Genomic DNA, 26278 nt, shown 5'->3' with positions numbered 1-26278 from the left:
GGCGCAGCGTATAATCGCAACCGTCGAAGGAACACCCGTCATCCATGGCCCACGAACACGAAAACGAACACGAAAGCGGCCACGGCCTGGCGGTGCAGACCGCGAAGCCCGAGGTCGCAAAGCCGCCGCTGTTCCAGGTAGTGCTGCTCAACGACGACTTTACGCCGATGGACTTCGTGGTCGAGGTGCTGCGCGGTTTCTTTGGCTTGGACCAGGAGCGTGCGGTGCAAGTGATGCTGCACGTGCATACCCGCGGCAAGGGCGTGTGCGGCGTGTTCACCCGCGAGGTGGCCGAGACCAAGGTCACCCAGGTCAACGAGTATTCACGCTCGCATCAGCATCCTCTGTTGTGCACTATGGAAAAGCTCTGAACACCCCCACTATGTAGCCATCGCGGCGAAGGCCGCCCATGCCATTGCAACGGAGACGGTCCGGATGTTCAGCAAGGATCTCGAAGTCACCATCGGCCAGTGCTACAAGCAGGCCCGCGAGCAGCGCCACGAGTTCATGACCGTGGAGCACCTGCTGCTCGCCCTCACCGGCAACCAGTCCGCCCTGGGCGCGCTGCGCGCCTGCGGCGTGGACCTGCCGCGGCTCACCCACGAGCTGGAAAAGGTCATCGCCGAGACCGTGCCGGTACTGCCGCACGGCGACGAGCGCGACACCCAGCCCACGCTGGGCTTCCAGCGCGTGCTGCAGCGCGCGGTCTACCACGTGCAGTCCTCCGGGCGGAAGGAGGTCACCGGCGCCAACGTGCTGGTGGCGATCTTCGGCGAGAAGGACTCCCACGCCGTGTACTTCCTGCACCAGCAGGAGATCACCCGGCTGGACGTGGTCAACTACATCTCGCACGGCATCGCCAAGGTGGGCGACGAGACCTCCACCGGCACGCCGGGCGGCGGCGAGCGCGAGAGCGAGGAAGGCGGCGAGGCCAAGGGCAATCCGCTCTCCGAATACGCCAGCAACCTCAACGAGCTGGCGCTGGAAGGCAAGATCGATCCGCTGATCGGCCGCGGCGACGAGATCGAGCGCACCGTCCAGGTGCTGTGCCGCCGCCGCAAGAACAACCCGCTCTACGTGGGTGACGCCGGCGTGGGCAAGACTGCGCTGGCCGAGGGCCTGGCCAAGCGCATCGTGGACGGCGAAGTGCCCGCGGTGCTGGAGAACGCCACGATCTGGGCGTTGGACCTGGGCGCGCTGGTGGCCGGCACCAAGTACCGCGGCGACTTCGAGAAGCGCCTGAAGGGCGTGATCGCCCAGCTGAAGAAGCAGCCGGGCTCGATCCTGTTCATCGACGAGATCCACACCATCATCGGCGCCGGTTCCGCCTCGGGCGGCACCATGGATGCCAGCAACCTGATCAAGCCGCTGCTGGCTTCCGGCGAGCTGCGCTGCATCGGTTCGACCACGTTCCAGGAATACCGCGGCGTGTTCGAGAAGGACCGCGCGCTGGCGCGGCGCTTCCAGAAGATCGACGTCGTCGAGCCTTCGGTGGCCGACAGCATCGAGATCCTCAAGGGCCTGCGTTCGCGCTTCGAGGAGCACCACAACGTCATCTACACCAACGAGTCGCTGAAGGCGGCGGTGGACCTGTCGGTGAAGCACATCCCCGACCGCTTGCTGCCGGACAAGGCGATCGACGTGATCGACGAGGCCGGCGCGCGCCAGCGCCTGCTGCCCGAAGACCAGCGCAGCGGCAAGGTGGACGTGCCCGAGGTGGAATACATCGTGGCCAAGATGGCGCGCATCCCCGCCAAGCAGGTTTCCGCGTCCGACCGCGACGTGCTGAAGAACCTGGAGCGCAACCTGAAGATGGTGGTGTTCGGCCAGGACACCGCGATCGAGGCGCTGGCCGCCTCGATCAAGATGGCGCGCTCCGGCCTGGCCGACCCGGCCAAGCCGATCGGCTGCTTCCTGCTGGCCGGCCCCACCGGCGTGGGCAAGACCGAGGTGACCCGCCAGCTCGGGCTGCAGCTTGGCATCGAGATGATCCGCTTCGACATGTCCGAATACATGGAGGCGCACTCGGTCTCCCGCCTGGTCGGCGCGCCCCCGGGCTACGTGGGTTTCGACCAGGGCGGACTGCTCACCGAAGCGGTGACCAAGCATCCGCACGCGGTGCTGCTGCTGGACGAGATCGAAAAGGCGCACCCGGATGTCTACAACATCCTGTTGCAGGTGATGGACCGCGGCGTGCTCACCGACACCAACGGGCGTGAGGCGAACTTCAAGAACGTGATCGTGGTGATGACCACCAACGCCGGCGCATCGCAGGCGGCGCGGCGCAGCATCGGCTTCGTGGCGCAGAGCCACCACACCGACGCGCTGGAGGTGATCCGCCGCAGCTTCACGCCGGAGTTCCGCAACCGACTGGATGCGATCATCCAGTTCAATGCGCTGGACTTCGAGCACATCCTGCGCGTGGTGGACAAGTTCCTGATCGAGCTGGAGGCCCAGCTGACCGAGAAGCGCGTCAGCCTGGACGTGGATGCCGAGGCGCGCCGCTGGCTGGCCGAGCACGGCTTCGACGCGCAGATGGGCGCCCGCCCGATGGCGCGGGTGATCCAGGAAAAGGTGAAGCGCGCGCTGGCCGACGAGTTGCTGTTCGGCAAGCTGGCCGAAGGCGGCAAGGTGAGGCTGGGCGTGAAGGACGGCGAGCTGGTGGTGGGCTGCGAGGCTGCCGAGAAGCTGCCGGCCGTGGTGGAGTGACCGCTGGCCGGCAACATCAGGTAACACAAAAGGCCGCGCGATGCGCGGCCTTTTCATGCCGATGCGGTTGCCGCCTTATTTCATGCGATAGGTGATCCGCCCCTTGCTCAGGTCGTACGGGGTCATCTCGATCTTGACCTTGTCGCCTGTGAGGATGCGGATGTAATGCTTGCGCATGCGCCCGGAGATGTGGGCGATGACCACGTGCCCGTTCTCCAGCTGCACGCGGAACATGGTATTGGGCAGGGTCTCCAGGACCGTGCCTTCCATTTCGATGACGTCGTCTTTGGCCATGTGGTCCGGATCGCGCGCGGCCGTGATGACCGCGTAAGCCGGCAAGTATGCCACGGTCGGGCGCTCGATCAAAATCAGGCCGTCAGGCGAAATGCTCGTCCAGCTTGCGCCGGATCTCCTGCTCGATCATGCCCTTGAGCGGGGACAGCAGCAGGCCCAGCTCGGCGCGCACTCGTATCGCATCGCTTTCCACGGCGATCTGGCCCTTCACGCCGGGACGGGAGAAGTGCAAGGTGTCGCCCTGCCAGCGGCCTTCGAGATCGAACTTCTCGTGCATGCGCGCAGCCACTTTCTCGACCACGGCGCGGGCTTCCGGCAGCGGCAGGCGATGGGGGCGGTGGATGTCGATGCTGGGCATGCGGAGCTCCGTCGGGGGCGGGCATGATAAGCCTTCGCGCGCTGCGATTCGACGTGGCGTGAATCGGTGCAAAAGCGTGAACGGGTGCTCAGGAATCGCATGATAGAGTGCCGTGGTCAATGGATTGGTACGGCAATGCGCATCGAGTTTTTCCATTCCGCCCGCGAAGATTTCCTGTGGGCCGAACCACAATTGCGGATAGGCAGTGCGGCGGACAACGACCTGGTGCTGTCGACGACGCAGGCCGCGCCAAGGCACCTGCGCATCGAGCAGGACAACCGTGGCTGGGTGCTGCAGGTGTTGCCCTCGGCCACCCGCGTGTACGTGAACGCGCGGCCGGTGCGCGAACGCGCCCTGCTGCGCCCCGGCGACATGCTGAGCGTGGGCGATTGCCGCATGCTGCTGCGCGCCGCCGTTTCGCCGGAGCAGCGCGAGGCGGCACCAGCCCCGGTGCAGGCGCGCTGCACCGCCGCCTTGCGTGCGCTGGCCGGTGCCCTCTCCGGGCGCGTGTTGCCGATTGGCGATGGCCTGGAACTGGGGCCATACGGCCGCTACCCGCTGGAACTGCCGCAGGGCGAGGTAGCCAGCCTGAAACTGGGTTGGCAGGACGATTGCCTGATGCTGGAAACGGCGCAGGCGTCGATGACTTATCCGCTGCGGCTGAACGGCGTGCCGGTGCAGCGCGTGGCGCTGCAGCCCGGCGACCAGCTGAGCCTGGGGCCGCACCGCTTCGTGCTGGATGCACCGGGCATGGAAGCGGAACCCGCGATCGTGCCGTCGGAACCGCCGACGTCGATCCTGCCCGAGGATGCTGCCGGCCCCCGCGGCGAGATGTGGTGGCTGATCGTCACTGCCGCGGTGCTGGCACTGGGCATCGCGCTGGTGCTGTGGATCCGGTTTTGAGCCATTGACGATTCCATGCTGCGGCGCGGCATAATGGGGCGAACGCAGCCACGGGGATAGCTTGGTGAGCCAGGTTTGGAATTTCAGTGCGGGTCCAGCGGCGCTGCCGCGCGAGGTGCTCGAGCGCGCGCAGCGCGAACTGCTGGACTGGGACGGCAGCGGCATGTCGGTGATGGAGCAGTCGCATCGCGGCAAGCGCTTCATCGCGATGGCGGCCCGCGCCGAGGCCGACCTGCGCGAACTGGCCGCGATCCCCGACGACTACGCCGTGCTGTTCCTGCAAGGCGGCGCCACTCAGCATTTCGCGCAGATTCCGATGAACCTGGCGGGCGAGGGCGACAGTGCCGACTACATCGTCAACGGCCACTGGGGCGCCAAGGCGGCCAGCGAGGCGACGCCCTATGTCAGGGTCAACGTGGCCGCCGACAGCAAGGCCGACGATTACCGCCGCCTGCCTCCGCGCGAGGCATGGAAGCTCGACCCGCGCGCAGCCTACGTGCACTACACGCCCAACGAAACCATCCACGGCGTGCAGCACCACGATATCCCCGACGTGGGCGAGGTGCCGCTGGTGGCGGATATGTCCTCCGACATCCTTTCGGCGCCGCTGGGCGTGCATCGTTTCGGCCTGATCTACGCCGGAGCGCAGAAGAACATCGGCCCTTCCGGCCTGGTGCTGATGATCGTTCGTCGCGATCTGCTGGCTCGTGCGACACGGCCGATGGCGAAGATTTTCCGCTATGCGGAGCATGCGGCGAACGACTCCATGCTCAACACGCCGAACACCTGGGGCTGGTACCTCGCCGGGCTCACCTTCGAGTGGCTGAAGGCGCAGGGTGGCCTCGCCGCCATCGGCGAGCGCAACCGCGTCAAGGCGGAACGCCTGTACGCGGCCATCGACGGCTCCGGCGGCTATTACCGCAACCCGGTCGACCCGGCCGCGCGCTCGCGCATGAACGTGCCGTTCACCCTGCACGACAGCGCGCTGGATGCGCTGTTCCTCGCCGAATCCGAGGCTGCCGGCCTGTTCGCGCTCAAGGGCCACAAGGCGCTGGGCGGCATGCGCGCCTCGCTCTACAACGCGGTGCCGCCGGAGGCGGTGGATGCGCTCGTGGCCTTCATGCGCGACTTCGCGGCGCGACACGGTTGAGCATTTCGGGCATCATGCATTTGGCCTTCTATCCATCCAGACATCCGACATGACCGACAGCAAGACCTCGCTGACCGACGTGCGCGAGCGCATCGACAGCATCGACCGGCAGATCCAGGAACTGATCTCCGAGCGCGCGAACTGGGCGCAGGAAGTGGCCCGGGTGAAGGGCGAGGGCCTGTCCGCGATCGACTACTACCGCCCCGAGCGCGAGGCGCACGTGCTGCGCATGGTGGTGGACCGCAACAAGGGACCGCTGCCGGATGCCGAGATGGTGCGGCTGTTCCGCGAGATCATGTCCTCGTGCCTGGCGCAGGAAGACCCGTTGAAGATCGGTTTCCTCGGTCCCGAAGGCACCTTCAGCGAGCAGGCGGTGCGCAAGCACTTCGGCCATGCCGCCTACGGCCTGCCGCTGGGCAGCATCGAGGAGGTATTCCAGGAAGTCGCCGCCGGGCATGCCGATTTCGGCGTGGTGCCGGTGGAGAACTCCGGGCAGGGCATGATCCAGGTGACGCTGGACATGTTCCTCACTTCCGATGCGCGCATCTGCGGCGAGGTCGAACTGCGCGTGCACCAGTGCCTGCACTCGATGGCCGGGCGGCTGGAGGACATCCGGCGCGTCTATGCCCACGCGCAGTCGCTGCAGCAATGCAAGACCTGGCTGCGCATGAACCTGCCGAACGTGGAATGCGAGGCGGTGGGCAGCAACGCGGAGGCCGCGCGGCTGGCGCGTCACGCCGATGACGCCGGCGCGATCGCCGGCGAAACCGCGGGCAAGGTCTATGGCCTGCAGACGCTGGCCAGCGGCATCGAAGACCGTGCCGACAACACCACCCGTTTCCTGGTGATCGGCCGCAGCCTGTTCCCACCCTCGGGCAACGACCGCACCTCGCTGCTGATCACGGTGAACGATCAACCGGGCGCGCTGTACCACGTGCTCAGCCCGTTCGCGCAGCACGGCGTGAGCCTCAACCGCATCGAATCGCGCCCGGCACACAGCGGCAAGTGGCAGTACGCGTTCTTCATCGACGTCTCCGGCCACATCCAGGACCAAGCCCTGCAGGCGGCGGTGAAGGAGATCGAGCAGTCGGTGGCGCAGCTGCGCGTGCTCGGCTCCTACCCGGTGGCGCTGCCTTGAGCGGGCGGCTGGACTGGCGCAGCGGCCCGGCCGGCCCGCTGCGGGGTAGCGTGGGCGTGCCGGGAGACAAGTCCGTTTCGCACCGCGCATTGATGTTTGGCGCGCTGGCCGACGGGGTGTCGCATATCCGCGGTTTCCTCGAAGGCGAGGACACCCGCGCCACCGCCGCCGTGTTGCAGCAGCTCGGTGTGCGCATCGAGACGCCGGCCGACGGCGAGCGCGTGGTGCACGGCGTGGGCCTGCACGGCCTGCGCGCCAGCGCGCAGGCGCTGGATTGCGGCAACGCGGGCACCGGCATGCGCCTGCTGGCCGGCCTGCTGGCCGGGCAGGCCTTCGACAGCACCCTGGTCGGCGACGCCTCGCTGTCGAAGCGGCCGATGCGCCGCGTCACCGATCCGCTGGCCGCGATGGGCGCGCGCATCGATACGCAGGATGGCCTGCCGCCGCTCGTCGTGCGCGGTGGCCAGCGCCTGCACGGCATCCGCTACGAATTGCCGGTGGCCAGCGCGCAGGTGAAGTCCGCGCTGCTGCTGGCCGGCCTGTATGCGGAAGGCGAGACCGAGGTGGTCGAGCCGCATCCCACCCGCGACTACACCGAGCGCATGCTGGCCGCGTTCGGCTGGCCGATCGCGTTCGAGCCGGGGCGCGCGAAGCTTTCCGGCGGACACACGCTGCACGCCACCGACGTGGACGTGCCGGCGGATTTCTCCTCGGCGGCGTTCTTCCTCGTCGCCGCAAGCATCGTGCCCGGCTCCGAGCTGCGCCTGCCGGCGGTGGGCCTCAACCCGCGTCGCACCGGCCTGCTCGAAGCGCTGCGCCTGATGGGCGCCGACATCCGCATCGACAATCCGCGCGAAAGCGGTGGCGAGCCGGTGGGCGACATCATGGTGCGTCACGCGCCGCTGCACGGCGTCGAATTGCCCGAGGCACTGGTGCCGGACATGATCGACGAATTCCCCGCGCTCTTCGTCGCTGCGGCAGTGGCCGAGGGCCGCACCGTCATCCATGGCGCCGCCGAGTTGCGCGTGAAGGAATCCGACCGCCTCGCCGCCATGGCCACGGGCCTGCGCGCCTTGGGCATCACGGTGGACGAAACGCCCGACGGCGCGACCATCCATGGCGGCACGCTGGCGGCCGGCACGGTGGAAAGCCTCACCGACCACCGCATCGCGATGAGCTTCGCGGTGGCTGGTCTGGTGGCACAGGCGTCGGTGCGCATCAACGACTGCCGCCACGTGGCCACCTCGTTCCCTGGTTTCATGGCGCTGGCCAACGGCTGTGGCTTCGCGCTGGATGTCGTGGACTGACCTGGATGCCTGCGCCCCTCTCCCATCGGGAGAGGGGTTGGGGTGAGGGTTCGGTCTTGCGATGACCTTCACGCGTCGGCAATTCCGGTAGAGTCGCAACCGGTTTTTGTCCGAGTCCGCCATGCCTACTGTCCCACCCTTCATCGTCGCCATTCCCGCCCGCTATGGCTCCACCCGCTTGCCGGCCAAGCCTCTGCGCGAGATCGCCGGCGTGCCCATGGTGGTGCGCGTGGCCCAGCGGGCCTTGCAGGCGGGCGCGGCGGCCGTGGTGGTGGCGACGGACGATGCGCGCATCGCCGATGCGCTGGCCGGGCAGGGCGTCAAGATCTGCATGACGCGCGCCGACCACGCCTCCGGCAGCGACCGTCTGGCCGAGTGCGCCGTGCTGTGCGGTTGGGCCGACGACGCCATCGTGGTTAACCTGCAGGGCGACGAGCCGTTCGCTCCGGCGGCGGGCATTCGCGAGGTGGCGCACGCATTGGCCGAGGACGACGCGCCGATGGCCACGTTGGCGACCCCGATCGCCGACGCGCACGAATTGTTCGATCCGAACGTCGTGAAGCTGGTGCGCGGCGCGAACGGGGGTGCGCTGTACTTCAGTCGCGCACCGTTGCCTTGGGCGCGCGACGCCTTCGCCGCGAACCGTGAGGTGCTGCCGGCCGGCGCGCCGTTTCTGCGCCACATCGGCATCTATGCCTACCGTGCGGGTTTCCTCGCGCAATACGCCCGACTGCCGCGCACGCCGCTGGAGCAGGCCGAGTCGCTGGAGCAGTTGCGCGTGCTGGAACATGGCCATGCCATCGCGGCGCGGCTCACGCCCGAGCCGTTCCCGCCCGGCATCGACACCGAGGCCGATCTCGCACGCGCCGAGCAGTGGTTGCTGGCGCAGGGATGATCGCGCGCCGCGTGCTGTTCGTCTGCCTCGGCAACATCTGCCGTTCGCCGCTGGCGGAGGCCGTGGCGCGCAAGCGTCTGGCCGACGCCGGGCTGGACGTGACCGTGGCCTCCTGCGGCACCGGCGGCTGGCATGCAGGCGAGGGCGCCGATCCACGCATGGTCGCGGCGGCGCGCGCCGCGGGCCATGACTTGTCGAAGCATCGTGCGCGCCAGCTGCGCGAGCGCGATTTCGCGGACTACGACCTGTTGCTGGCGATGGACCGCGACAACCTGCGTGGCTTGCGCCAGCTTGCCGGCACGCCCGAGCAGGTGGAGCGGACCGCGTTGTTCCTGGAGTGGACGGGTATGGCGCCGCCGGCGGATTTTCCCGATCCGTGGCATGGCGATGCGGCCGGTTTCACCGCGGCAGTGAAACTGGCCGAGCGTGGCGTCGCCGGCCTGGTCGAGCGCTTGCGCAACCTCAATCGCTGAAGGCCGCTCAGCGCCGCCGTCGCAGCTTCAGGATGAAGACGCCGAACAGAACCAGCCCGAGCAGCAGGCCGATGCCGGCGCCCCACAACGCGCCCGTATCGCCCCACAGCCAGTCGCCGACCAGCACGCCAAGCACGAACAATATCGGTATCGGCAGGCAGCCCATGCGCGTTTCCGTAAAGCCATCGACAGTGGCGTCGATGATACCGATCACGGCCACGCGAACCGGCTAAAATCCCCGCATGCCATCCGACACGCCGCTCGCCTTCGACGGCAAGGCCTTCGTCCGCACCCTGACCACCTCGCCCGGCGTCTACCGCTATTTCGACGCGGCCGGCGAACTCCTGTACGTGGGCAAGGCCGGCAACCTGAAGAAGCGCGTGGGCAGCTATTTCCTGAAGCCCCGGCTGGAGCCGCGCATCGCGGCGATGATCACGCAGATCGCCCGCTGCGACATCACCGTCACGCGCACCGAAGGCGAGGCGCTGCTGCTGGAATCGCAGCTGATCAAGTCGCTGAAGCCGCGCTACAACATCATGTTGCGCGACGACAAGAGCTACCCGTACATCTATCTGTCAGGCGGCGAGGACTATCCGCGATTGGCCTTCCACCGTGGTGCGAAGAATCTGCCAGGGCGCTATTTCGGACCGTATCCAAGCACCTTCGCGGTGCGCGAGAGCCTGGGTCTGATGCAGAAGCTGTTCAAGGTGCGCCAGTGCGAGGACAGCTACTTCCGCAACCGCTCGCGGCCCTGCCTGCAATACCAGATCGGCCGCTGCACCGCGCCCTGCGTGGGGCTGATCTCGAAGGAGGACTACGCCAACGACGTGCGCCACGCCGAGATGTTCCTGGAAGGCCGCAGCAGCGCGGTGATCGACGAGCTGGCCGCGGCGATGGAGCAGGCCAGCACAAAGCTGGACTTCGAGCGTGCCGCCGCGCTGCGCGACCAGGTGGCGGCCTTGCGCCAGCTGCAGGCGCAGCACCACGTGCAAGGCGCCAGCGCCGACATGGACGTGGTCGCCTGCCGCATCGAGGCCGGCATGGCTTGCGTCAGCGTGCTGTTCTTCCGTGACGGCATCAGCCTGGGCACGCGCGACTTCTTCCCGCGCCTGCCGCTGGATGCGGAGCCGGCCGACGTGCTGGCGCAGTTCGTGGCGCAGTACTACCTCGACCGCCCGGTGCCGCGCGAGCTGATCCTGGGCGAGGAGCTGCCCGAGCAGGCCGTGCTCGCCGAAGTGCTGACGGAACAGAGCGGCCACGCGGTGGAGCTGAAGAGCCGCGTGCGCGGCGAACGCGCGCGCTTCCTGCAGATGGCCGAGCGCAATGCGCAGGCCTCGCTGACCCAGCGCCTTGCCAGCCGGCAGACCCTGGGCACGCGCTTCGAGGACCTGCAGCGCCTGCTGGAATTGCCCGCACCGCCGCGGCGCCTCGAGTGCTTCGACATCAGCCACACCCGCGGCGAACTCACCGTGGCGTCCTGCGTGGTGTTCGGGCCGGAAGGGCCGGAGAAGTCGCATTACCGCCGCTTCAACATCAGTGGCATCACTCCCGGCGACGACTACGCGGCGATGCACCAGGCGCTGACCCGGCGTTTCCGCAAGCTCGCCGAAGGCGAGGGTGCGAAACCCGACGTGCTGCTGATCGACGGCGGCGGCGGCCAGGTGGCGCAGGCGCTGGAGGTGCTGCAGGAACTCGGCGTCACCGGCATCCACGTGGTCGGCGTGGCCAAGGGCCCGGCGCGGCGTGCGGGCGAGGAAACCCTGATCCTGGCCGACCAGGGACGCGAGATCCATCCCGGTCCGACCTCGCCGGCGTTGCATCTGGTGGCAGCGGTGCGCGACGAGTCGCACCGCTTCGCGATCAGCGGCCACCGCAAACGGCGCGAGAAGGCGCGCGAGCGCAGCGTGCTGGAAGACGTGCCCGGCGTGGGGGCGCGCCGCCGCAGCGCGTTGCTGAAGACCTTCGGCGGCCTGGCCGGCGTGGAGGCTGCCGGCGTGGAGGAATTGATGCGAGTGAAGGGCATCGACCGCGGCCTGGCCGAACGCATCTACGACGTGCTGCACGGCTGAAATTTCGCTGCGCCGTGACGCGGCGGCATGCGACACTGTGGCAAACCGACGGACCCCCGCATGCGCATCAACCTCCCCACCTGGCTGACCCTGTTCCGCGTGGCGCTGCTGCCGGTGATGGTGCTGGTGTTCTACCTGCCGTTCCACGGCCACAACATCACCGCCGCGATCGTGTTTGTGCTCGCCGCCGTCACCGACTGGCTGGACGGCTTCCTCGCGCGGCGCATGAACCTCACCTCGGCGTTCGGCGCCTTTCTCGACCCGGTGGCCGACAAGCTGATGGTGGCGGTGACCCTGTTCCTGCTGGTGGAGTCGCATCCGGAAGGATGGTCCAGCATCGTGATGGCGGTGACCGCAGCGGTGATCGTGGGACGCGAGATCAGCATTTCGGCGCTTCGCGAATGGATGGCCGAAGTCGGCATGCGCGCCACGGTCAAGGTGGCGTTCATCGGCAAGCTGAAGACGGTGATGCAGATCGTGGCGCTGGTGGTGCTGATCGTGCAACACGAGAAGGAGGCCACCGCGCTGCGCCTGTACCACATCGGCGAGGCGCTGCTGGTGATCGCCGGCGTGCTCACCATCTGGTCGGGCCTGTACTACCTGCACGCGGCGTGGCCCACCTTGCGCGGCGATGCGCCGCGGCAGCCAGACGCGCCGCACGACGGTTGAACGGCACGCGCGGGAAGCCTTGACGCGGCGTATCCGCGTATTAGAATGCGCGCTCCTCAGCGGGAATAGCTCAGTTGGTAGAGCACGACCTTGCCAAGGTCGGGGTCGCGAGTTCGAGTCTCGTTTCCCGCTCCAGATCCGCGCACGAAGCCCCGGTCCGCCGGGGCTTCGTCGTTTCCGGGCCCGCCATCCGGCGCGGGTCGAGGGCTTCACATCCGCCGTTGTTCTGCTACCATAGGCGGCTCCTCAAGCGGGAATAGCTCAGTTGGTAGAGCACGACCTTGCCAAGGTCGGGGTCGCGAGTTCGAGTCTCGTTTCCCGCTCCAGTTTTCCAGCAAAACCTCGCGTCGCCGGGGTTTTGTTTTATCGGCAGCCGATGATCCCCGTGGATCGCGACTGCGCCATCTGGCCGGGTGGCAGAGTGGTCATGCAGCGGACTGCAAATCCGCGTACGCCGGTTCGATTCCGACCTCGGCCTCCATAGTTCCGCTGGCTACTGCGCCAGCCAGAAGCCCGCCGCATGGCGGGTTTTTTGTGCGCGCATGTTTCGCGGCGGTCGCGCTCCGCGTGCGTGCTACGATCCGCGCCGCCTGCGCGCAGGCATTCCGCTCGTCGCCCGGGTGGCGAAACTGGTATACGCAAGGGACTTAAAATCCCTCGGCCTCGCGGCCATGCGGGTTCGATCCCCGCTCCGGGCACCAATGGAAACAATGGATTGCGAATGAATTTCGAGAGCGGGCGATTTGGTGTTGCGCGCTGTATCCGTCAGGTATCCGGTTGTGGCGGCGCGTTCTGTTGCATGGACACGGCGGCGATCAACGCGAACCGATGACGCTGCGCCATGCGATCGGCAGTTAGGGAGTATGGTGGCCAGACATTCCCTCACCATGAGCCGCCCGAATGAGCAAAACGCCCGAGATCCTGACTGCCGCCGATATCCACGCGGTGTACTCCAGCAAGAAAGTCGACTCCGTAGCCGAACATGCAACGCAGTTCCATTCGACGAAGCGCTTTGCGCGCGATCCCGCGCACACCGGCCAGGCGCCCTTGAACCCCAGGGACCACAAGGGCAGCCATCGCGGCTGATCGGCGGGGCATCCGATCAGCCCACCCCTGCGCGAACCGCAACGGCTCCACGATGATCTCGCGGCCGCTGTCCGGCAGGGCGCCAGCGTACCGCCAGGATCAAGTCGTCGTTTGTCCCCCTCGCGCGCCGAACGTGGGGTTGCCGATGGCGGCAAGGCTCACGTGAAAATCCAGCGGCTCGCGCCGGAACGTCTTCGCCAGTGGCAACGTGACGGGCATGAGCAGGCGCCGGGCATGCATGAGTGCCTGTGCAGCCTGCCCACCAGCGACAGCTTCGGCACGTTGTGACCGCCGCGATCGTTGGGGCCTTCCTGGCCGCCGAATGCAATCGTCAGCGGCATGATGTGCGGCATGCGTTCCTGCTTGAAGATGTCGAACACCACGCGTCCCGTGCCGGTGTAGTCGATCCATACCTTCGAGCTGTGCCCGGTGATCAGCTGGCCATGCGCAGCCCTCGCATGGGCGACCTGCGCCTGGTGGCGACCGTTTAGAATCATGGCTTCGCTGCCTTGCATCCCGTGCCGACATGCCCGCAAACCTCCGTACCTGCCTGTTCGCCATCGCCCTGTGCCTGGGTGCCTCGCTGCCTTCAGCCGCAGCCGATGCGGCCGAACCCACCATCGGCCAGCAGCTCGAAGGCGTGCTGTTCTGGCCGCAAGCCGAGCGCGATGCGCAGTTCCGGCGGATGTACGAGCGCTTTCCCAGCGACCGCGCGACGCATGGCACGCAGGTGCATGCGCTGCCAGCGGGCAAGCCGCTGGTGGTGGAAGGGAGCGATGAAGCCGCGCAACTGGCCGGCTACATGGCGAAGTACCACGTCGCCGGGGTGATGGTGCTGCAGGATGGCCGGGTGCGGCTGGAACGCTACGCGCTGGGTTTCGGGCCGACGCAGCGCTGGATCTCGTTCTCGGTGGCCAAGTCGGTGACTTCCGTGCTGCTGGGGATCGCCTTGCAGCAGGGCGATATCCGCAGCATGAACGACCGGCTCGGCCGCTACATCCCGGAACTGCGCGGCAGCGCGTATGCCGACGTCACGGTGGAGCAGCTGCTGACGATGACCTCCGGCGTGCGCTGGAACGAGGACTACGACGACGCGAAGTCGGACGTGGCGCAGATGTACCTCGGCGCCTGCGTAGACGGCGAGGCGCACGTGCTGTCCTACCTGAAGAAATTGCCGCGGCAATGGCCGGCCGGCACACACTGGAACTACAACACCGCGGAGACCGACCTGCTCGGCATCCTGGTGCAGCGGGCCACGCATCGCTCGCTGGCCGCCTACCTCTCCGAGACGGTCTGGAAGCCGTACGGCATGGCTTCCGACGCGTACTGGATCAAGGACGAGTGCGATGGCAGCGACACCGGCGGCAGCGGCCTCTCGGCCACGCTGGGCGATTACGCGCGGCTGGGGCAGTTCATGCTGGACGGCGGCCGCGTAGCCGGCAGGCCCGTGATCGCGAAGGCCTGGCTGGCCGGCGCCACGCGGCGGCACGCCGCCACCGGCGCGCCGGATCGCGGTTACGGTTTTCTGTGGTGGACCGACGCCGATGGCAGTTATGCCGCCATCGGCATCTTCGGACAGATGGTCTATGTCGATCCGGCCCGCAAGCTGGTGATCGCGCAGGTGGCCTCGTGGCCGGCGGCGACCTCGAAGGAACTGGTGGCCGGGCGGCGCGCGTTCGTGGCGGCGGTCAAGCGGGCGGTGGATGCGGAGCGGAAGCCGTAGTCCCGCCGCCACGTGGCTTTGTGCGAGCGCTCCTGAAACGATGACGCCCCGTCGCCGCGATTGAGCGGACTTGCACGTGGCGCACGGGAAGCGGATCAGCCGTGCGACTGGGCGACCACACTGCCGTCATCCGGATCGGCCAGCAGGTCGACGCTGTGGCCATGGGGCGATTTCGCCTCCGCACGCCACAGGCCGTGATCGAATTTCACATCCTTGACGTTCTGGTAGCCGGCCGCGGTCAGCCTTGCGCTGACCTCATCCTCGTTGAGCCGGGAGGGGGCGTCGGACGGATAGACCTTGCCGGAAACCGGCCCGACGGCAAGCTTGGCCCATTTCTTGTTGCCGCCGCGGGCCTTGGCGCGCCATACCCCATCCTTGAACTCCAGGCCTTTCACTTTCTGGTAGCCCGCGCTGGCGATAGCGCTCTTGATTGCCTCCTCGCTCATCGCACCGTTCGGTGGCTGCGTCGACCAGGAGGTCGTGGTCGTGGTCGTAGTGGTCCGGGTGGCAGTCGAAGATGTCGTCGGCAAGGACGTGGTTTGCGCGAAGACGGCGGCGCTGATCGACAACCCGACCAGCAGGGGAAGCAGGCGTTTGTCCATGGTGCACTCCTTCGTGGTGGGGACGAGTCGTGCCGGCAGGCGTATCCATGGTCCGGACGATCGCGAGCCGGCCCGGGCAGCACCGATGGGACCATCGCGTTCGGCAGGGCGACGTGAAAAAAAACCAGACGCAAAATGAACAGCGGGTTGCGGTTCAGTTGCCTCGCGCGACGGGCACGCATGGCGATGCCGCGCGCCGCGTGTGGGACCGGCCGTGTCTGCTCAGGCCACGAACTGCAGTCGCGCCAGCTCCGCGTATAGCCCACCCTCGGCCAGCAGGCTCTCGTGCGTGCCCTGCGCCACGATGCGGCCGCCGTCCAGCACCACGATGCGGTCGGCGCGCTGCACGGTGGCGAGTCGGTGGGCGATGACCAGCGTGGTACGGCCCTGTTCCAGCCGTGCGAGCGCCTGCTGGATCGCGGCTTCGGATTGCGCGTCCAGCGCGGAGGTGGCTTCGTCGAGCAGCAGCAGCGGTGCGTCGCGCAGGATCGCGCGGGCGATCGCGATGCGCTGGCGCTGGCCACCGGACAGGCGCACACCGCGTTCGCCGAGTTCCGCCGCATAGCCTTCGGGCAGCGCACGGATGAAGTCGTGCGCCTCGGCGGCGCGGGCGGCCTCGGTCACCTCGTCGTCGCCGGCGTCCTGGCGGCCGAAGCGGATGTTGTCGGCGGCGCTGCCGGCGAAGATCGCGGTCTCCTGCGGCACCAGCGCGATCGCGCCGCGCAGCTCAGGCAGCGCCAGTGCGCGCAGGTCGACGCCATCGAAGGTGATGCGGCCGGACTGCGGATCGTAGAAGCGCAGCAGCAGCGCCAGCACCGTGCTCTTGCCCGCACCGGAGGGGCCGACCAGGGCCACCGTCTCGCCGGGCTGGATGTCGAGGTTGAAGTCGTGCAGCGCCGGTGCGTCGGGGCGGGTGGGGTAGTGGAAGCGCACGTGCTCGAAGGAGAGCGCACCGCTCACCGGACGCGGCAGCACCTGCGGTTGTGGCGGACTGGCGATGTCGGCGTGCTCGGCGAACAGTTCGCCGATGCGTTCCATCGCGCCGGCCGCGCGCATCACGTCGCCCCACACTTCGGAAAGCCCCGCCACCGAGCCGGCGGCGAAGATCGCATACAGCACGAACTGGCCCAGCACGCCGGCGCTCAGCGTGCCGGCCAGCACGTCGCGCGCGCCGGCCCACAGCACCAGGGTGATCGCGCCGAAGAACAGCACGATTACCGCGGCAGTGAGCCACGCGCGCATGCCGATGCGCGAGCGTGCCGAGGCCAGCGCGCGGGTGATCGCGCCGGCGTAGCGCGTGCTTTCGATGTCCTCGCGCGCATAGGCCTTCACCGCGGGTGCGGCGTTGAGCGTCTCGTTGGCGATCGCCGCGGCATCGGCGAGGCGGTCCTGGCTGGCGCGCGACAGCTTCTGCACGCGGCGGCCGAACACGAGTATCGGCAGCATCACGGCCGGAATCACCAGTGCGGTGAGGCCGGCGAGGCGCGGGCTGGTCCAGATCATCATCGCGCTGGCGCCCAGCAGCATCACCACGCTGCGCAGTGCCACCGAGATGCCTGAGCCGATCAGCGCCTGCACCACCTCGGTGTCGGTGCCGAGGCGCGAGTTCAGCTCGCCCACGCGGCTCTTCTCGAAGAAGCCCACGTCCAGCCGGATCACGTGCGCGTAGAGCTGGCTGCGCAGCGAGGCCAGCGCGCGTTCGCCCAGCAGGGTGATGCAGAAGTAGCGTGCGGCCGTGGCGACGGCCAGTACCAGCGCCACCGCGAACAGGCCCAGGAAGGTGGCGTTGATCGCGGCGGGGTCGGTGTGCTCGAAACCGTGCTCGATGATCTGCCGCGCCGCCATCGGCAGCACCAGGGTGGCGGTGGACGAGATGCCCAGGAACAGCAGCCAGCCCGCGGCCAGTCGCCAATGCGGCTTGAGGAACGGCCACAGCTGGCGCAAGGCGCCGAGGCGGCGGGTCGAGCGGGGCTGCGCGGAGTCGCTCATGGAGTTCCGGAGGGGCTGGGCGGCGGGCCGCGATCCGTTCCAGATGGGGCCGGCAGCGGGCGATTCAATTCACCAGCGCGGCACTTGGCGACCGGCGACGGAATCCCGATAGTGGCGGCCGATCGTCCGCCGGGCGCTGGGCGTCGACTGTGGTGCCAAGGGGAGGGAACAGGCATGGCAGGCTTGAACGTCATCGAGCACTTCGTGGTGCTGATGCTGGAGAACCGCTCGTTCGACAACCTGTTCGGCAGGCTCTATCCGAAGAGCGCGGACTTCGACGGCTTGTCCGGGCAGGAGTCCAACCCGGATGGCAACGGCGCGCCGATCCCGGTCTGGACCTCGCCCATCCCGTGGCCGGACGGCAGCATGGTGTTGCCCAGGCCCGATCCGGGCGAATCGTTCGGCGACATCAACCAGCAGCTGTTCGGCGCGTCGCCGCCCGGTGCGCAGCCACCGGGCATGCAGGGCTTCGCGGTCAACTACGCGCGCAACGGTGGCGAGCCGCGCGACATCATGCACGGCTTCCTGCCCGGGCAGGTGCCGGCGCTCGCCGCACTGGCGCGCAACTACGCGGTCTGCGATGCGTGGTTCGCCTCCGCGCCATGCCAGACCTGGCCCAACCGCTTCTTCGTGCACACCGGCACGGCGCAAGGCTACGAGAACAACTCGCCGCCGCGTTTTCCCTACCTGATGCCGACGGTGTTCAACGCGCTCGACGGCGTGGCTCCCGACGGCTGGGCCGTGTACTACCACGACTTCGCGCAGTCGCTGACGCTGTCGCGGCTGTGGGGGCATCTGGATCACTTCCACCGGTTCGACGATTTCCTTGCCGACGCGGCGAATGGCAGCTTGCCCTCGTACAGCTTCATCGAGCCGCGTTACTTCGCCGACCAGGACTGGCCCAGCGACATGCATCCGCCGCACGACATCGGCTATGGCGATGCCCTGGTGGCGCAGGTGTACAACGCCTTGCTCGGTTCGCCGCAGTGGCCGTCGACGATGCTGGTGGTGACCTTCGACGAGCATGGCGGCTGCCACGACCACGTGCCGCCGCCCCTCGCGGTGTCGCCGGCCCCGGCGCAACCCGGGCAGGTGTTCGCCTTCGACCGGCTGGGCGTGCGCGTGCCGGCGGTGGTGGCTTCGCCGTGGGTACGCAAGGGCACGGTGTTCCGCGCCGGCTCCGGCCAGCCGTTCGACCACACGGCCATCATCAAGACCCTGCGCCTGCGCTACGGCATCGCCGCGCCGCTGACCGCACGCGATGCGGCCGCGCCCGACCTGGGCCAGGTGCTGACGCTGGATGCGCCCGAACCCGATCCGCGCGACCCGGTGGTAGCGCGCGTCATGGCCGCCGATCCCGTCGGCTTGCAGGCCGCGCGCAACGCGCCGCTCAACAGTTTCCAGCAGGCGATGCAGGGCGCCGCCAGCGTGCTGGCGCCGCTGGGTGCGGGCGTGTCCGTCGACGACCACCTGCGCAATCTGGCGAACGGTCAGGTGCCGGTGGCGCCGCCCCTGCAGAACGCGGCGCAAGCCGCGCAGCACATCAAGGGCGCGCTGCATGGCATGGGGCTGCCGTAGGCTGCTTCGATCCCGTTGCCGTGCGCGGCGCGAACTCAGGCCGATGCCGTTTGGGTTTCAGCGAGCGGGCGTACGCCGCCGCCGGCCAGTCGCGTGCGCAGTCGCAGGAACGGTCGCTCGATGGCGTAGTGCAGCAGCGCACCGGTGGCGGCGATCGCCAGCACGTACACGACGAAGGCGGCGGGCCCGTGCACCGCGGGCCAGTTCGACAATGCATCGTGCACCGCGTGCATGGCCAGCTTGTGGCTCAGGTAGAGGCTGTACGAGATGCCTGCGATCCAGCCCGCGCCGGGGATGCGCCAGCGGCCCAGCCAGCCGGCGGGGCCGGCCGCGGCGGCTACCAGCAAGGCCAGCCCCAGCGCGAGCAGCGGAAAGCCGAACACGCTGGCGGCGAACGCAGTCTTGTCGCGGAACAACCAGATGGCTGCGCCGACCACCAGCAGGCCCGCGACGGCGAGCGTGTTCGCGCGCCGCTGCGCGGCAGCCCACCAGCGCGGACGGTACGCCTGGATCGTCGCCAGCAGCACGCCGGCCAGCAGGCCGTCCAACCGCGTCCAGGTCGGGTAATAGATGCTTTCCAGCCAGTCCTTGCCGTGCAGCACGGCGTAGGCGCGCAGCCCCAAACCGGCCAGCACCACGAGCGCGACGGCGCCGATGACCCGCGCCCGCGACGCACGCCGCGCCAGCCACCATGCCAGCAGCGGAAACAGCAGGTAGAAGTGTTCCTCCACGCACAGCGACCACGCGTGCGAGAGCGCCTGGTTGTGCCGGTAGTCGATCAAGAGGTTCAGCGTGAACGTGAGGAACTGCCACGCCGGCTGCATGCCCGGCGCCTCGCGCCAGGCAGGAAATGACACATACACGGCCAGCACGACGAAAAATACCGGCAGGATGCGGAAGGCGCGGCGCAGGTAGAACGCGCCAAAGCGCAGCGGCTCGCCGCGGCTGAGCGGCGCCAGCAACTGGAAACCGATCAGATAACCGCTGAGCACGAAGAACAAGTCCACGCCCATCCAGCCGTAGTCGGCGACGGGCTGGAACAGCGGCGTACCGAGGCCGCCGATCATCCACGAGTGGAACAACATCACCCAGACGATGGCGATGGCGCGCAGCAGGTCGAGGCCGGGCAGGCGTGGCATGGGTTCCCCTTTGGATGTCGGCGCGTCGCGCGTGCGTGGTCGCGCAGTCTGCGCAACGCATCGGCGTTCCTCAAGCCCGGATCGTGGCGATTTGCTGGCGGTGCGGCAGGACGTTCAATCCATGCGACGAACCGCGACCCGGCCGCGGCTGAGGTCGGCGATGCGCGCCTCGGCCTCGGCGACGCGTTGCGCGGGCAGCTCGAATTCCATCGTCACGCCATCGGCACCGAACTGTTCGCGCGTGATTTCGGCCCCCAGTTCGCGCAGGCGCGCCTTGAGCAAGGGCAGTTCCGCGAAATCGCAGGTGAGGCCCAGCCGTGCCATCGCCACGATGGCCACGCGTTCGGCCCTGCGCAGGCATTCCGCCGCGGCGCCGCCGTAGGCGCGGGCCAGGCCGCCGGCGCCGAGCTTGATGCCGCCGTACCAGCGCGTCACCACCACCGCGACGCGGTCGCAGCCCTGGCCTTCGATCGCCTGCAGGATCGGCCGGCCCGCGGTGCCGCCGGGCTCGCCGTCGTCGTTGAAGCGGTAGTCCTGGCCGATGCGGTACGCCCAGCAACTGTGCGTGGCATCCGCCGTGGACACCGCGCGCACGAAGGCCAGCGCCTGCTCCGGCGAAGCCGCCGGCGCGGCCTGGGCCAGGAAGCGGCTTTTCTTGATGGACTCCTCGTGGCGACAGGCGGCGACGAGGGTGTGCAGCGGTGCATTCATGCGGTGCAGGGTAGGCGATGCACATCGGTGCGTCATGTCTTTGCAGTAGGCTGCCGGTTTGCGTGATGGGAACCGGCGCCGATGTCGCTGAATGTGCTGATCGTGCTGGTGCTGCTGGGGCTGGCCTTGCGCGCGTTGAAATGGCGGCGCACGGGCAAGGCTGCACTGGTGTTCGCCGTGTTGCTGTTCGTGGTGGAAGGTTGCGGCCTGTTGCCGGCGTGGCTGCTGGGCAGCCTGCAGGGGCCGTATGCGCAGCGCCCCGCGATTGCCTGGGCACCGCGCAACGCGATCGTGCTGCTGGGTGCCGGCGCGCAGCGCGCGGCGGATGGCACGGCGGAGCCGGGCGAACCCGCACACAGCCGCATCAACGAGGCGCTGGCGCTGTATCGCGAATGCAAGGCCAGCAGCAACGATTGCAAGCTGGAGGTGAGCGGCGGCGACGCCCGGCACATCGGCGAGTCGGAAGCCGCGGTATACGCCGCCGCGCTGGAACGCATGGGCGTGGCGGTCGCCGACCTGCTGCTGGAACCGCACAGCATGAATACCTGGCAGAACGCCAAGTTCAGCGCGCCGCTGTTGCGTGACTACGGCGCTCAGCGTGTGCTGCTGGTGTCCTCGGCCACGCACCTGCGCCGCGCCAGCCTGTATTTCGCGCACTTCGGCATCGCGACCACGCCGGTGCGCAGCGACTGGCTGAAGGAGCGCATGGACTGGTGGCCGCAGTCGTGGAATTTCGCGGTGACCGACCTGGCGCTGCACGAATACGTCGGCGTGCTGCGCTACCACGTCTACAACGCGATGGACTGGAACGCGCAGGAGACGGAGCCGGGCGCGCCGTAGCATGGCGATCCATCGGCATAATGGCGGCATCGCCCGTTGCTGGAGCAACCATGATCCTGCTTGCGCTGATCGTCCTGCTGGCTTGCGCCTGGCTGGCCGGGCGCCTGGGCCGGCGCCGGCTGCAGTTGGCCGGCGTGGCGCTGGCGGTGGTGGCCGTGTTCGCGATCGGCTGCGGCCCGGTGCCGAATCTGCTGCTGCGCGGCTGGCAGGCGCCGTATGCGCATCGCCCGGCGCTGGACTGGGCGTCCGGCAACGCGATCGTGCTGCTCACCGCCAACGCCAACAACCCGGCCGGCGGCACGCCGGAACCGGGCCAGGCCGGCTACGTGCGGGTGGCTGAAACGATGTCGTTGTACAACGCCTGCCGTGCCGCCGGCAGGCGTTGCAAGGTGCTGGTCAGCGGCGGGGACGCCTACGCCGTGGGCGAGCCGCTGGCGCAGGTCTACGGCAACGCGCTGGTGCGGCTCGGTTTGCCGGCGGCCGACATGGTGCTCGAATCGCGCAGCCGCACCACCTGGCAGAACGCCGAGTTCGCGCGCGCGCCGCTGGCGCGCATCGGCGCCCAGCGGGTTTGGCTGGTCAGCTCGGCGTTGCACCTGCGGCGCGCGGAGTTCGCGTTCCGACACTTCGGCATCTCGGTGACGCCGGTGCGCGCGGATTACGTGCGCAACGCGTGGTCGCTGCTGCCACTGGCCGGCAACCTCAGCCTCACCGATCATGCGCTGCACGAGTACGCCGGCATGGCCTTGTACCACTGGTATGCGTGGCGGCATCGCGCCGAAGCCTCGCCGGAAGCGGCCACGCTTCCCGCTAACTGATCGCCGGCGCAGCGGAGCAGTCGCGGCCGGGCTCTATCGCCGCACCACCATCAGGCGCAGCTCGCTCATGTCCTCGATCGCGTAGCGCACGCCCTCGCGGCCGAGGCCGGAGAGCTTCACGCCGCCGTAGGGCATGTTGTCCACGCGGAAGCTGGGGATGTCGTTCACCACCACGCCGCCTTGTTCCAGTTCGTCCCAGGCGCGCATCGCGTGCTCCAGGCGGTCGGTGAAGATGCCGGCCTGCAGGCCGTAGTCGGAGTCGTTGACCATCGCGATAGCCTCGTCGATGGTCTGGAACGGTGCGAGCAGGGCGAACGGGCCGAACGCCTCCATGCGATTCGCCTTGGCGTCGGCCGGCACGTGCTCCATCAGGGTGGCGTCCAGCATGTTGCCGCTGCGCTTGCCGCCGCAGAGGATCTTCCCGCCGGCCCGTTTCGCTTCCATGATCCAGCCGTGCAGGCGTTCGGCGGCGGCCTCGTCGATCATCGGGCCGAGAAACACGCTTTTGTCCTTGGGGTCGCCGGCCTTGAGCTTCTTCGTGGCCGCGACGAGCTTGCGCTTCAATGCGTCGTAGACGTCGGTGTGGGCATAGATGCGCTGCACGCCAATGCAACTCTGGCCGGACTGGTAGAACGCGCCGAAGAGCAGCCGCTCCACCACCTTGTCCAGCTTCGGCCCCTGGTCCGCGTCGACGATGCAGGCCGCGTTGCCGCCCAGTTCCAGCGTCACCTTCTTGTGCCCCGCGCGGGCCTTCAGGTCCCAGCCGATCTGCCCGCCGGTGAAGGAGAGCAGCTTGAAGCGTTCGTCCTCCACCAGCGGTGCGGCATGCGCACCGTCCAGCGTGAGGATGGAGAACGCGCCCCTCGGCAGGTCGGTCTCGGCCAACACTTCGCCGATGATCAGCGCGCCGATCGGGGTCTTCTCCGAGGGCTTCAGCACGAACGGACAGCCCGCTGCGATCGCCGGAGCCACCTTGTGCGCCACCAGGTTCAACGGGAAGTTGAACGGCGTGATGAAGGACACCGGCCCAAGCGGCACGCGCTTGGTGTAGCCGTGGTAGCCGTCCAGGCGCGCGGCGAGTTCCAGGTTGATCGTCTCGCCATTGATGCGCACGGATTCCTCGGCCGCGATGCGGAAGGTCTCGATCAGCCTTGTCACTTCTCCCGCCGCATCCTTGATCGGCTTGCCCGCCTCGATGCACAGCGCCTCGGCCAGCTCGTCACGGCGTGCGCTGAAGCGGTCTGCGCAGTGCTGCAGCACCGCCTGCCGCGCCCACGGCTTGAACTCGCGCATCGGCTTCGCTGCCTTCACCGCGGCGGCGATCGCCTTCTCGGTGACTTTTGCGTCGGGCATGGCCACGCGGGTGGCCAGTTTGCCGCTGTACTTGTCGTAGACGTCCAGCATCGCCTTCGACGTCTGTGGCTGGTTGGCGAGGTAGTAGGGATAGGTCTTGGCTAGCATGGGTTTCTCCGGATCAGACCGCCGCGCTCAGCTGGCGGATTTGTTCGTCGAGAATGCGATGGTTGTCGGAATAGTCGATGGCCAGGTCGATCAGGTGCACCCCGCCGGCGTCGAATGCCGCGCGCAGCGTGGGCAGGAAGGCATCGGCGCTGGCCGGACGGTGGCCGTGGGCGCCATGCGCCTCGGCGAACATGACGAAGTCGGGATTGCCGAACTGCATGCCGTAATCGGCAAAGCCCATGTCAGCCTGCTTCCAGCGGATCATGCCGTAGGCGTCGTCGCGCAGCAGCAGGATCACCAGGTCGAGCCTGAGGCGCACCGCGGTCTCCAGCTCCTGTGCATTCATCATGAAGCCGCCGTCGCCGCAGATCGCCAGCACCTTGCGGTGCGGATGCACCAGCTTCGCCGCCATCGCCGAGGGCAGGCCGGCGCCCATGGTCGCCAGCGCGTTGTCCAGCAGGATCGTGTTCGGCTGGCGGGCGCGGTAGTAGCGCGCGTACCACAGCTTGTACATGCCGTTGTCAAGGCACAGCACACTGTCGTCCGGCATGCAGGCGCGCGTGTCGGCGACGATGCGCACCGGATGCATCGGAAAGCGCGGGTCGTCGGCGTGTTCGTGCAGCTGCGCATGGAATGCCTTGCGCACCTTGTCGAAGTAGCCGAAATCCCAGTGCGGCTGTTTCTGCAGCGCGTCGGTGAGCCGCTCGATGGTGTGCGCGATGTCGCCAACCACCTCGATCTGCGGGAAGTACACCGCATCCACCTCGGCCGTGGCGAAGTTGATGTGGATCACCGTGCGCCGTCCCTTGTGCATGAAGAACGGCGGCTTCTCCACCACGTCATGGCCCGCGTTGACGATAACATCGGCGGCGTCGATCGCGCGGTGCACGAAATCGCCGTCGGACAGCGCGGCGTTGCCCAGCCACAGCGGGTGATCCTCGTCCACCACGCCCTTGCCCATCTGCGTGGTGAAGAACGGGATGCCCAGCTTGTCGATGAAGGCGCGCAGAGCCACCGCGGTGCGCTGGCGGTTCGCCGCCGCGCCGATCATCAGGATCGGATGCTTCGCCTGGCTGATCGCCTCGCCGGCCTGCACCAGCGCGGCGTCGTCGGGGGAGGGGCGGCGTGCGTATTCGGTGGGCAGCAGGATCGCGTCGTCCACCTCGTCGCGCGCGACGTCCTCGGGCAGTTCCAGATGCGCCGCGCCGGGGCGCTCCTCCTCGGCGCGACGGAACGCCTCGCGTATCCGCGCCGGGATCGTCGCGGCGGATACCAGCTGGCGCGTGTACTTGGTCAGCGGCTGCATCATGTCCACCACGTCCACCAGCTGGAACAGGCCCTGCTTGTGCAGGCGGATGGGTTTTTGCCCGGTGATCATCAGCATCGGCATCGCGCCGAGTTGCGCATAGGCCGCCGCGGTGACCAGGTTCGTCGCGCCCGGCCCCAGCGTGGACAACGCCACGCCGGCCTCGCCGGTGAGCCGGCCCCAGGTGGCCGCCATGAAGCCGGCGGCCTGCTCGTGGCGGGTGACGATCAGCTTGATCGAGGATTCGCGCAGCGCTTCGACCAGATCGAGATTCTCTTCGCCCGGCACGCCGAAGATGCAGCGCACGCCTTCGGCTTCCAGCGCCTTCACGAACAACGATGCGGCTTTCATGCACGACCTCCGTGGGAAGGCGGCAGGATGCGTGATGCTGCGTTCAGCGCGCGTGAGTGGGCGTCATGCGTTGCCCACGTGCGGTGGCAATGCGCCGCGGCGATGCAGCCAAGTGCTAACGCATGAACCCGGCTTCGCGCTGTGCACGCACGGCCAGCACGAACACGATGTCGAAGCTGTCCACGTAGCGGTACAGGGCCACATAGCCATGCTGGCCCTTGCCGATCACCAGCTCGCGCTTGCCGTTGTCGGCAGGTCGTCCGATCAGCGGGTTGGTTTCCAGCACGTCGATAGCGGCGGCAATCTCGCGCAGCCGGGCTTCGATGTGTGCGGCCTGGTGCGATACCAGATGATCGAGGATGCGCTCGAAGTCCTCGCCGACCTCGGGTGCGAGTTCGATGCGGGGCACCGTTATTTCGCGAGCTTGCGCGGGGAAGGGCGGCGCGTGGCGTTGCCGGCGGCTTTGCCTTCCAGATAGTCGCGCATCGTGTCCCACGGAATCGTTTTGCCGGTGGCGACGATGCGGGCGTAACGCTGTTCCGCCTCGGCGTCGAAGCCGGCGCGGCGCTCGGCAAGCTCGGCCTTCTCGGCGATGGCCTCGAGAATGAAACCATGCGGCGTGGTGCCCATCTGCTTCGCCGCGGCGGCCACACGGGATTTCAGGGCGTCGGGCAGGCGGATGGTCGTGGTGGTCATGGGAGGGCTTGGA

The 26278-nt window shown here is 68.2% G+C and carries 27 protein-coding genes and 4 tRNA genes; 19 read left to right on the top strand and 12 right to left on the bottom strand.

Annotation, left to right across the window (positions count from 1 at the left end):
- Positions 1 to 44 precede the first annotated feature (44 nt).
- Together clpS and clpA are read left to right on the top strand one after the other, a co-directional pair.
- Positions 45 to 371, top strand: coding sequence for an ATP-dependent Clp protease adapter ClpS (gene clpS / locus B0E52_RS15040; RefSeq protein ID WP_077485143.1), 327 nt, complete (start codon positions 45 to 47; stop codon positions 369 to 371).
- 64 nt (positions 372 to 435) lie between these two features.
- Positions 436 to 2709 carry an ATP-dependent Clp protease ATP-binding subunit ClpA gene (gene clpA, locus B0E52_RS15035; protein WP_077485142.1) on the top strand — a complete coding sequence of 758 codons (2274 nt, stop codon included), beginning with the start codon at positions 436 to 438 and terminating at the stop codon, positions 2707 to 2709.
- 75 nt (positions 2710 to 2784) lie between these two features.
- Here the strand turns inward: clpA and infA are convergent, their stop codons facing one another.
- The gene (gene infA / locus B0E52_RS15030) at positions 2785 to 3003 is read right to left on the bottom strand and encodes a translation initiation factor IF-1 (RefSeq protein WP_077485337.1); all 219 of its coding nucleotides are present in this window, start codon (positions 3001 to 3003) and stop codon (positions 2785 to 2787) included.
- A gap of 82 nt (positions 3004 to 3085) precedes the next feature.
- Positions 3086 to 3361, bottom strand: a complete 276-nt coding sequence (locus B0E52_RS15025; RefSeq protein WP_077485140.1) for a polyhydroxyalkanoic acid system family protein — start codon at positions 3359 to 3361, stop codon at positions 3086 to 3088.
- Positions 3362 to 3496: 135 nt separating this feature from the next.
- Here B0E52_RS15025 and B0E52_RS15020 point away from each other — a divergent pair, with 135 nt between their 5' ends.
- From B0E52_RS15020 to B0E52_RS14995, 6 genes are all read left to right on the top strand, one after another.
- On the top strand, positions 3497 to 4264 hold the full coding sequence (locus B0E52_RS15020) for an FHA domain-containing protein (protein ID WP_077485138.1): 768 nt from the start codon (positions 3497 to 3499) through the stop codon (positions 4262 to 4264).
- A 64-nt stretch (positions 4265 to 4328) separates the two neighbouring features.
- Positions 4329 to 5414 carry a 3-phosphoserine/phosphohydroxythreonine transaminase gene (serC, locus tag B0E52_RS15015; protein WP_077485335.1) on the top strand — a complete coding sequence of 362 codons (1086 nt, stop codon included), beginning with the start codon at positions 4329 to 4331 and terminating at the stop codon, positions 5412 to 5414.
- A 49-nt stretch (positions 5415 to 5463) separates the two neighbouring features.
- On the top strand, positions 5464 to 6552 hold the full coding sequence (gene pheA, locus B0E52_RS15010; protein WP_077485137.1) for a prephenate dehydratase: 1089 nt from the start codon (positions 5464 to 5466) through the stop codon (positions 6550 to 6552).
- The gene (gene aroA / locus B0E52_RS15005) at positions 6549 to 7859 is read left to right on the top strand and encodes a 3-phosphoshikimate 1-carboxyvinyltransferase (protein WP_077485135.1); all 1311 of its coding nucleotides are present in this window, start codon (positions 6549 to 6551) and stop codon (positions 7857 to 7859) included. Before pheA ends, aroA begins: the two co-directional genes overlap by 4 nt.
- Before the next feature lie 121 nt (positions 7860 to 7980).
- Positions 7981 to 8754 (top strand): 3-deoxy-manno-octulosonate cytidylyltransferase, encoded by a 774-nt coding sequence (kdsB, locus tag B0E52_RS15000; RefSeq protein ID WP_077485133.1) that lies wholly within the window; start codon positions 7981 to 7983, stop codon positions 8752 to 8754.
- Positions 8751 to 9227 carry a low molecular weight protein-tyrosine-phosphatase gene (locus B0E52_RS14995; RefSeq protein WP_077485132.1) on the top strand — a complete coding sequence of 159 codons (477 nt, stop codon included), beginning with the start codon at positions 8751 to 8753 and terminating at the stop codon, positions 9225 to 9227. Before kdsB ends, B0E52_RS14995 begins: the two co-directional genes overlap by 4 nt.
- 7 nt (positions 9228 to 9234) lie before the next feature.
- Here the strand turns inward: B0E52_RS14995 and B0E52_RS14990 are convergent, their stop codons facing one another.
- Positions 9235 to 9441 carry a hypothetical protein gene (locus B0E52_RS14990; RefSeq protein WP_139351711.1) on the bottom strand — a complete coding sequence of 69 codons (207 nt, stop codon included), beginning with the start codon at positions 9439 to 9441 and terminating at the stop codon, positions 9235 to 9237.
- Between the two features lie 28 nt (positions 9442 to 9469).
- Here B0E52_RS14990 and uvrC point away from each other — a divergent pair, with 28 nt between their 5' ends.
- The 7 genes from uvrC (at position 9470) to B0E52_RS14955 (ending at position 13051) form a co-directional block, all read left to right on the top strand.
- The gene (gene uvrC / locus B0E52_RS14985) at positions 9470 to 11296 is read left to right on the top strand and encodes an excinuclease ABC subunit UvrC (protein ID WP_077485129.1); all 1827 of its coding nucleotides are present in this window, start codon (positions 9470 to 9472) and stop codon (positions 11294 to 11296) included.
- A gap of 60 nt (positions 11297 to 11356) precedes the next feature.
- A complete protein-coding gene (gene pgsA, locus B0E52_RS14980) occupies positions 11357 to 11965 on the top strand; it encodes a CDP-diacylglycerol--glycerol-3-phosphate 3-phosphatidyltransferase (protein ID WP_077485127.1) in 609 nt (202 codons plus the stop codon).
- 59 nt (positions 11966 to 12024) lie between these two features.
- Positions 12025 to 12100 (top strand) — tRNA-Gly (locus B0E52_RS14975).
- Between the two features lie 115 nt (positions 12101 to 12215).
- Positions 12216 to 12291: transfer RNA gene (locus B0E52_RS14970), tRNA-Gly, on the top strand.
- An 81-nt stretch (positions 12292 to 12372) separates the two neighbouring features.
- Positions 12373 to 12446 (top strand) — tRNA-Cys (locus tag B0E52_RS14965).
- Positions 12447 to 12579: 133 nt separating this feature from the next.
- Positions 12580 to 12666: transfer RNA gene (locus tag B0E52_RS14960), tRNA-Leu, on the top strand.
- A 199-nt stretch (positions 12667 to 12865) separates the two neighbouring features.
- Positions 12866 to 13051, top strand: a complete 186-nt coding sequence (locus B0E52_RS14955; protein WP_077485126.1) for a hypothetical protein — start codon at positions 12866 to 12868, stop codon at positions 13049 to 13051.
- A 158-nt stretch (positions 13052 to 13209) separates the two neighbouring features.
- Here B0E52_RS14955 and B0E52_RS14950 read toward each other — a convergent pair whose 3' ends face one another.
- Positions 13210 to 13548 carry a hypothetical protein gene (locus B0E52_RS14950; RefSeq protein WP_139351710.1) on the bottom strand — a complete coding sequence of 113 codons (339 nt, stop codon included), beginning with the start codon at positions 13546 to 13548 and terminating at the stop codon, positions 13210 to 13212.
- Positions 13549 to 13577: 29 nt separating this feature from the next.
- Between B0E52_RS14950 and B0E52_RS14945 the strand changes: the two genes are divergently transcribed.
- The gene (locus B0E52_RS14945; RefSeq protein ID WP_077485123.1) at positions 13578 to 14774 is read left to right on the top strand and encodes a serine hydrolase domain-containing protein; all 1197 of its coding nucleotides are present in this window, start codon (positions 13578 to 13580) and stop codon (positions 14772 to 14774) included.
- A 95-nt stretch (positions 14775 to 14869) separates the two neighbouring features.
- On the opposite strand, the gene B0E52_RS14940 is transcribed toward B0E52_RS14945, so the two are convergent.
- On the bottom strand, positions 14870 to 15376 hold the full coding sequence (locus tag B0E52_RS14940; RefSeq protein ID WP_077485121.1) for a PepSY domain-containing protein: 507 nt from the start codon (positions 15374 to 15376) through the stop codon (positions 14870 to 14872).
- A 222-nt stretch (positions 15377 to 15598) separates the two neighbouring features.
- Entirely contained in the window at positions 15599 to 17365 is a 1767-nt protein-coding gene (locus B0E52_RS14935; RefSeq protein WP_077485119.1) for an ABC transporter transmembrane domain-containing protein, read from the bottom strand.
- A gap of 174 nt (positions 17366 to 17539) precedes the next feature.
- On the opposite strand from B0E52_RS14935, the gene B0E52_RS14930 reads away from it, so the two are divergent.
- The gene (locus tag B0E52_RS14930) at positions 17540 to 18943 is read left to right on the top strand and encodes an alkaline phosphatase family protein (protein WP_077485117.1); all 1404 of its coding nucleotides are present in this window, start codon (positions 17540 to 17542) and stop codon (positions 18941 to 18943) included.
- Positions 18944 to 18978: 35 nt separating this feature from the next.
- Here the strand turns inward: B0E52_RS14930 and B0E52_RS14925 are convergent, their stop codons facing one another.
- Both B0E52_RS14925 and B0E52_RS14920 read right to left on the bottom strand, forming a co-directional pair.
- Positions 18979 to 20082 (bottom strand): acyltransferase, encoded by a 1104-nt coding sequence (locus tag B0E52_RS14925; protein WP_077485115.1) that lies wholly within the window; start codon positions 20080 to 20082, stop codon positions 18979 to 18981.
- Between the two features lie 114 nt (positions 20083 to 20196).
- Entirely contained in the window at positions 20197 to 20793 is a 597-nt protein-coding gene (locus B0E52_RS14920; RefSeq protein WP_077485113.1) for a YigZ family protein, read from the bottom strand.
- 81 nt (positions 20794 to 20874) lie between these two features.
- Between B0E52_RS14920 and B0E52_RS14915 the strand changes: the two genes are divergently transcribed.
- Both B0E52_RS14915 and B0E52_RS14910 read left to right on the top strand, forming a co-directional pair.
- Positions 20875 to 21633: a YdcF family protein gene (locus B0E52_RS14915; RefSeq protein ID WP_077485111.1), complete on the top strand. Its 759-nt coding sequence runs from the start codon at positions 20875 to 20877 to the stop codon at positions 21631 to 21633.
- Positions 21634 to 21683: 50 nt separating this feature from the next.
- A complete protein-coding gene (locus B0E52_RS14910; RefSeq protein WP_217316701.1) occupies positions 21684 to 22451 on the top strand; it encodes a YdcF family protein in 768 nt (255 codons plus the stop codon).
- 33 nt (positions 22452 to 22484) lie between these two features.
- Here B0E52_RS14910 and B0E52_RS14905 read toward each other — a convergent pair whose 3' ends face one another.
- From B0E52_RS14905 to B0E52_RS14890, 4 genes are all read right to left on the bottom strand, one after another.
- Positions 22485 to 23912 carry an aldehyde dehydrogenase family protein gene (locus tag B0E52_RS14905; RefSeq protein WP_077485107.1) on the bottom strand — a complete coding sequence of 476 codons (1428 nt, stop codon included), beginning with the start codon at positions 23910 to 23912 and terminating at the stop codon, positions 22485 to 22487.
- Between the two features lie 13 nt (positions 23913 to 23925).
- Positions 23926 to 25569: an acetolactate synthase large subunit gene (locus tag B0E52_RS14900; protein ID WP_077485106.1), complete on the bottom strand. Its 1644-nt coding sequence runs from the start codon at positions 25567 to 25569 to the stop codon at positions 23926 to 23928.
- 115 nt (positions 25570 to 25684) lie between these two features.
- Complete coding sequence (locus B0E52_RS14895; protein ID WP_077485104.1) at positions 25685 to 25978, bottom strand: type II toxin-antitoxin system RelE/ParE family toxin; 294 nt, start codon at positions 25976 to 25978, stop codon at positions 25685 to 25687.
- A 2-nt stretch (positions 25979 to 25980) separates the two neighbouring features.
- Positions 25981 to 26265, bottom strand: a complete 285-nt coding sequence (locus tag B0E52_RS14890; RefSeq protein WP_077485103.1) for a CopG family transcriptional regulator — start codon at positions 26263 to 26265, stop codon at positions 25981 to 25983.
- Between the last annotated feature and the right edge of the window lie 13 nt (positions 26266 to 26278).

The organism is Rhodanobacter sp. C06 (genome assembly GCF_002001105.1).
Classification (GTDB): domain Bacteria; phylum Pseudomonadota; class Gammaproteobacteria; order Xanthomonadales; family Rhodanobacteraceae; genus Rhodanobacter_A.
Note: the sequence above shows the minus strand (reverse complement) of the source record. Positions and strands in the feature narration are given on the sequence as shown.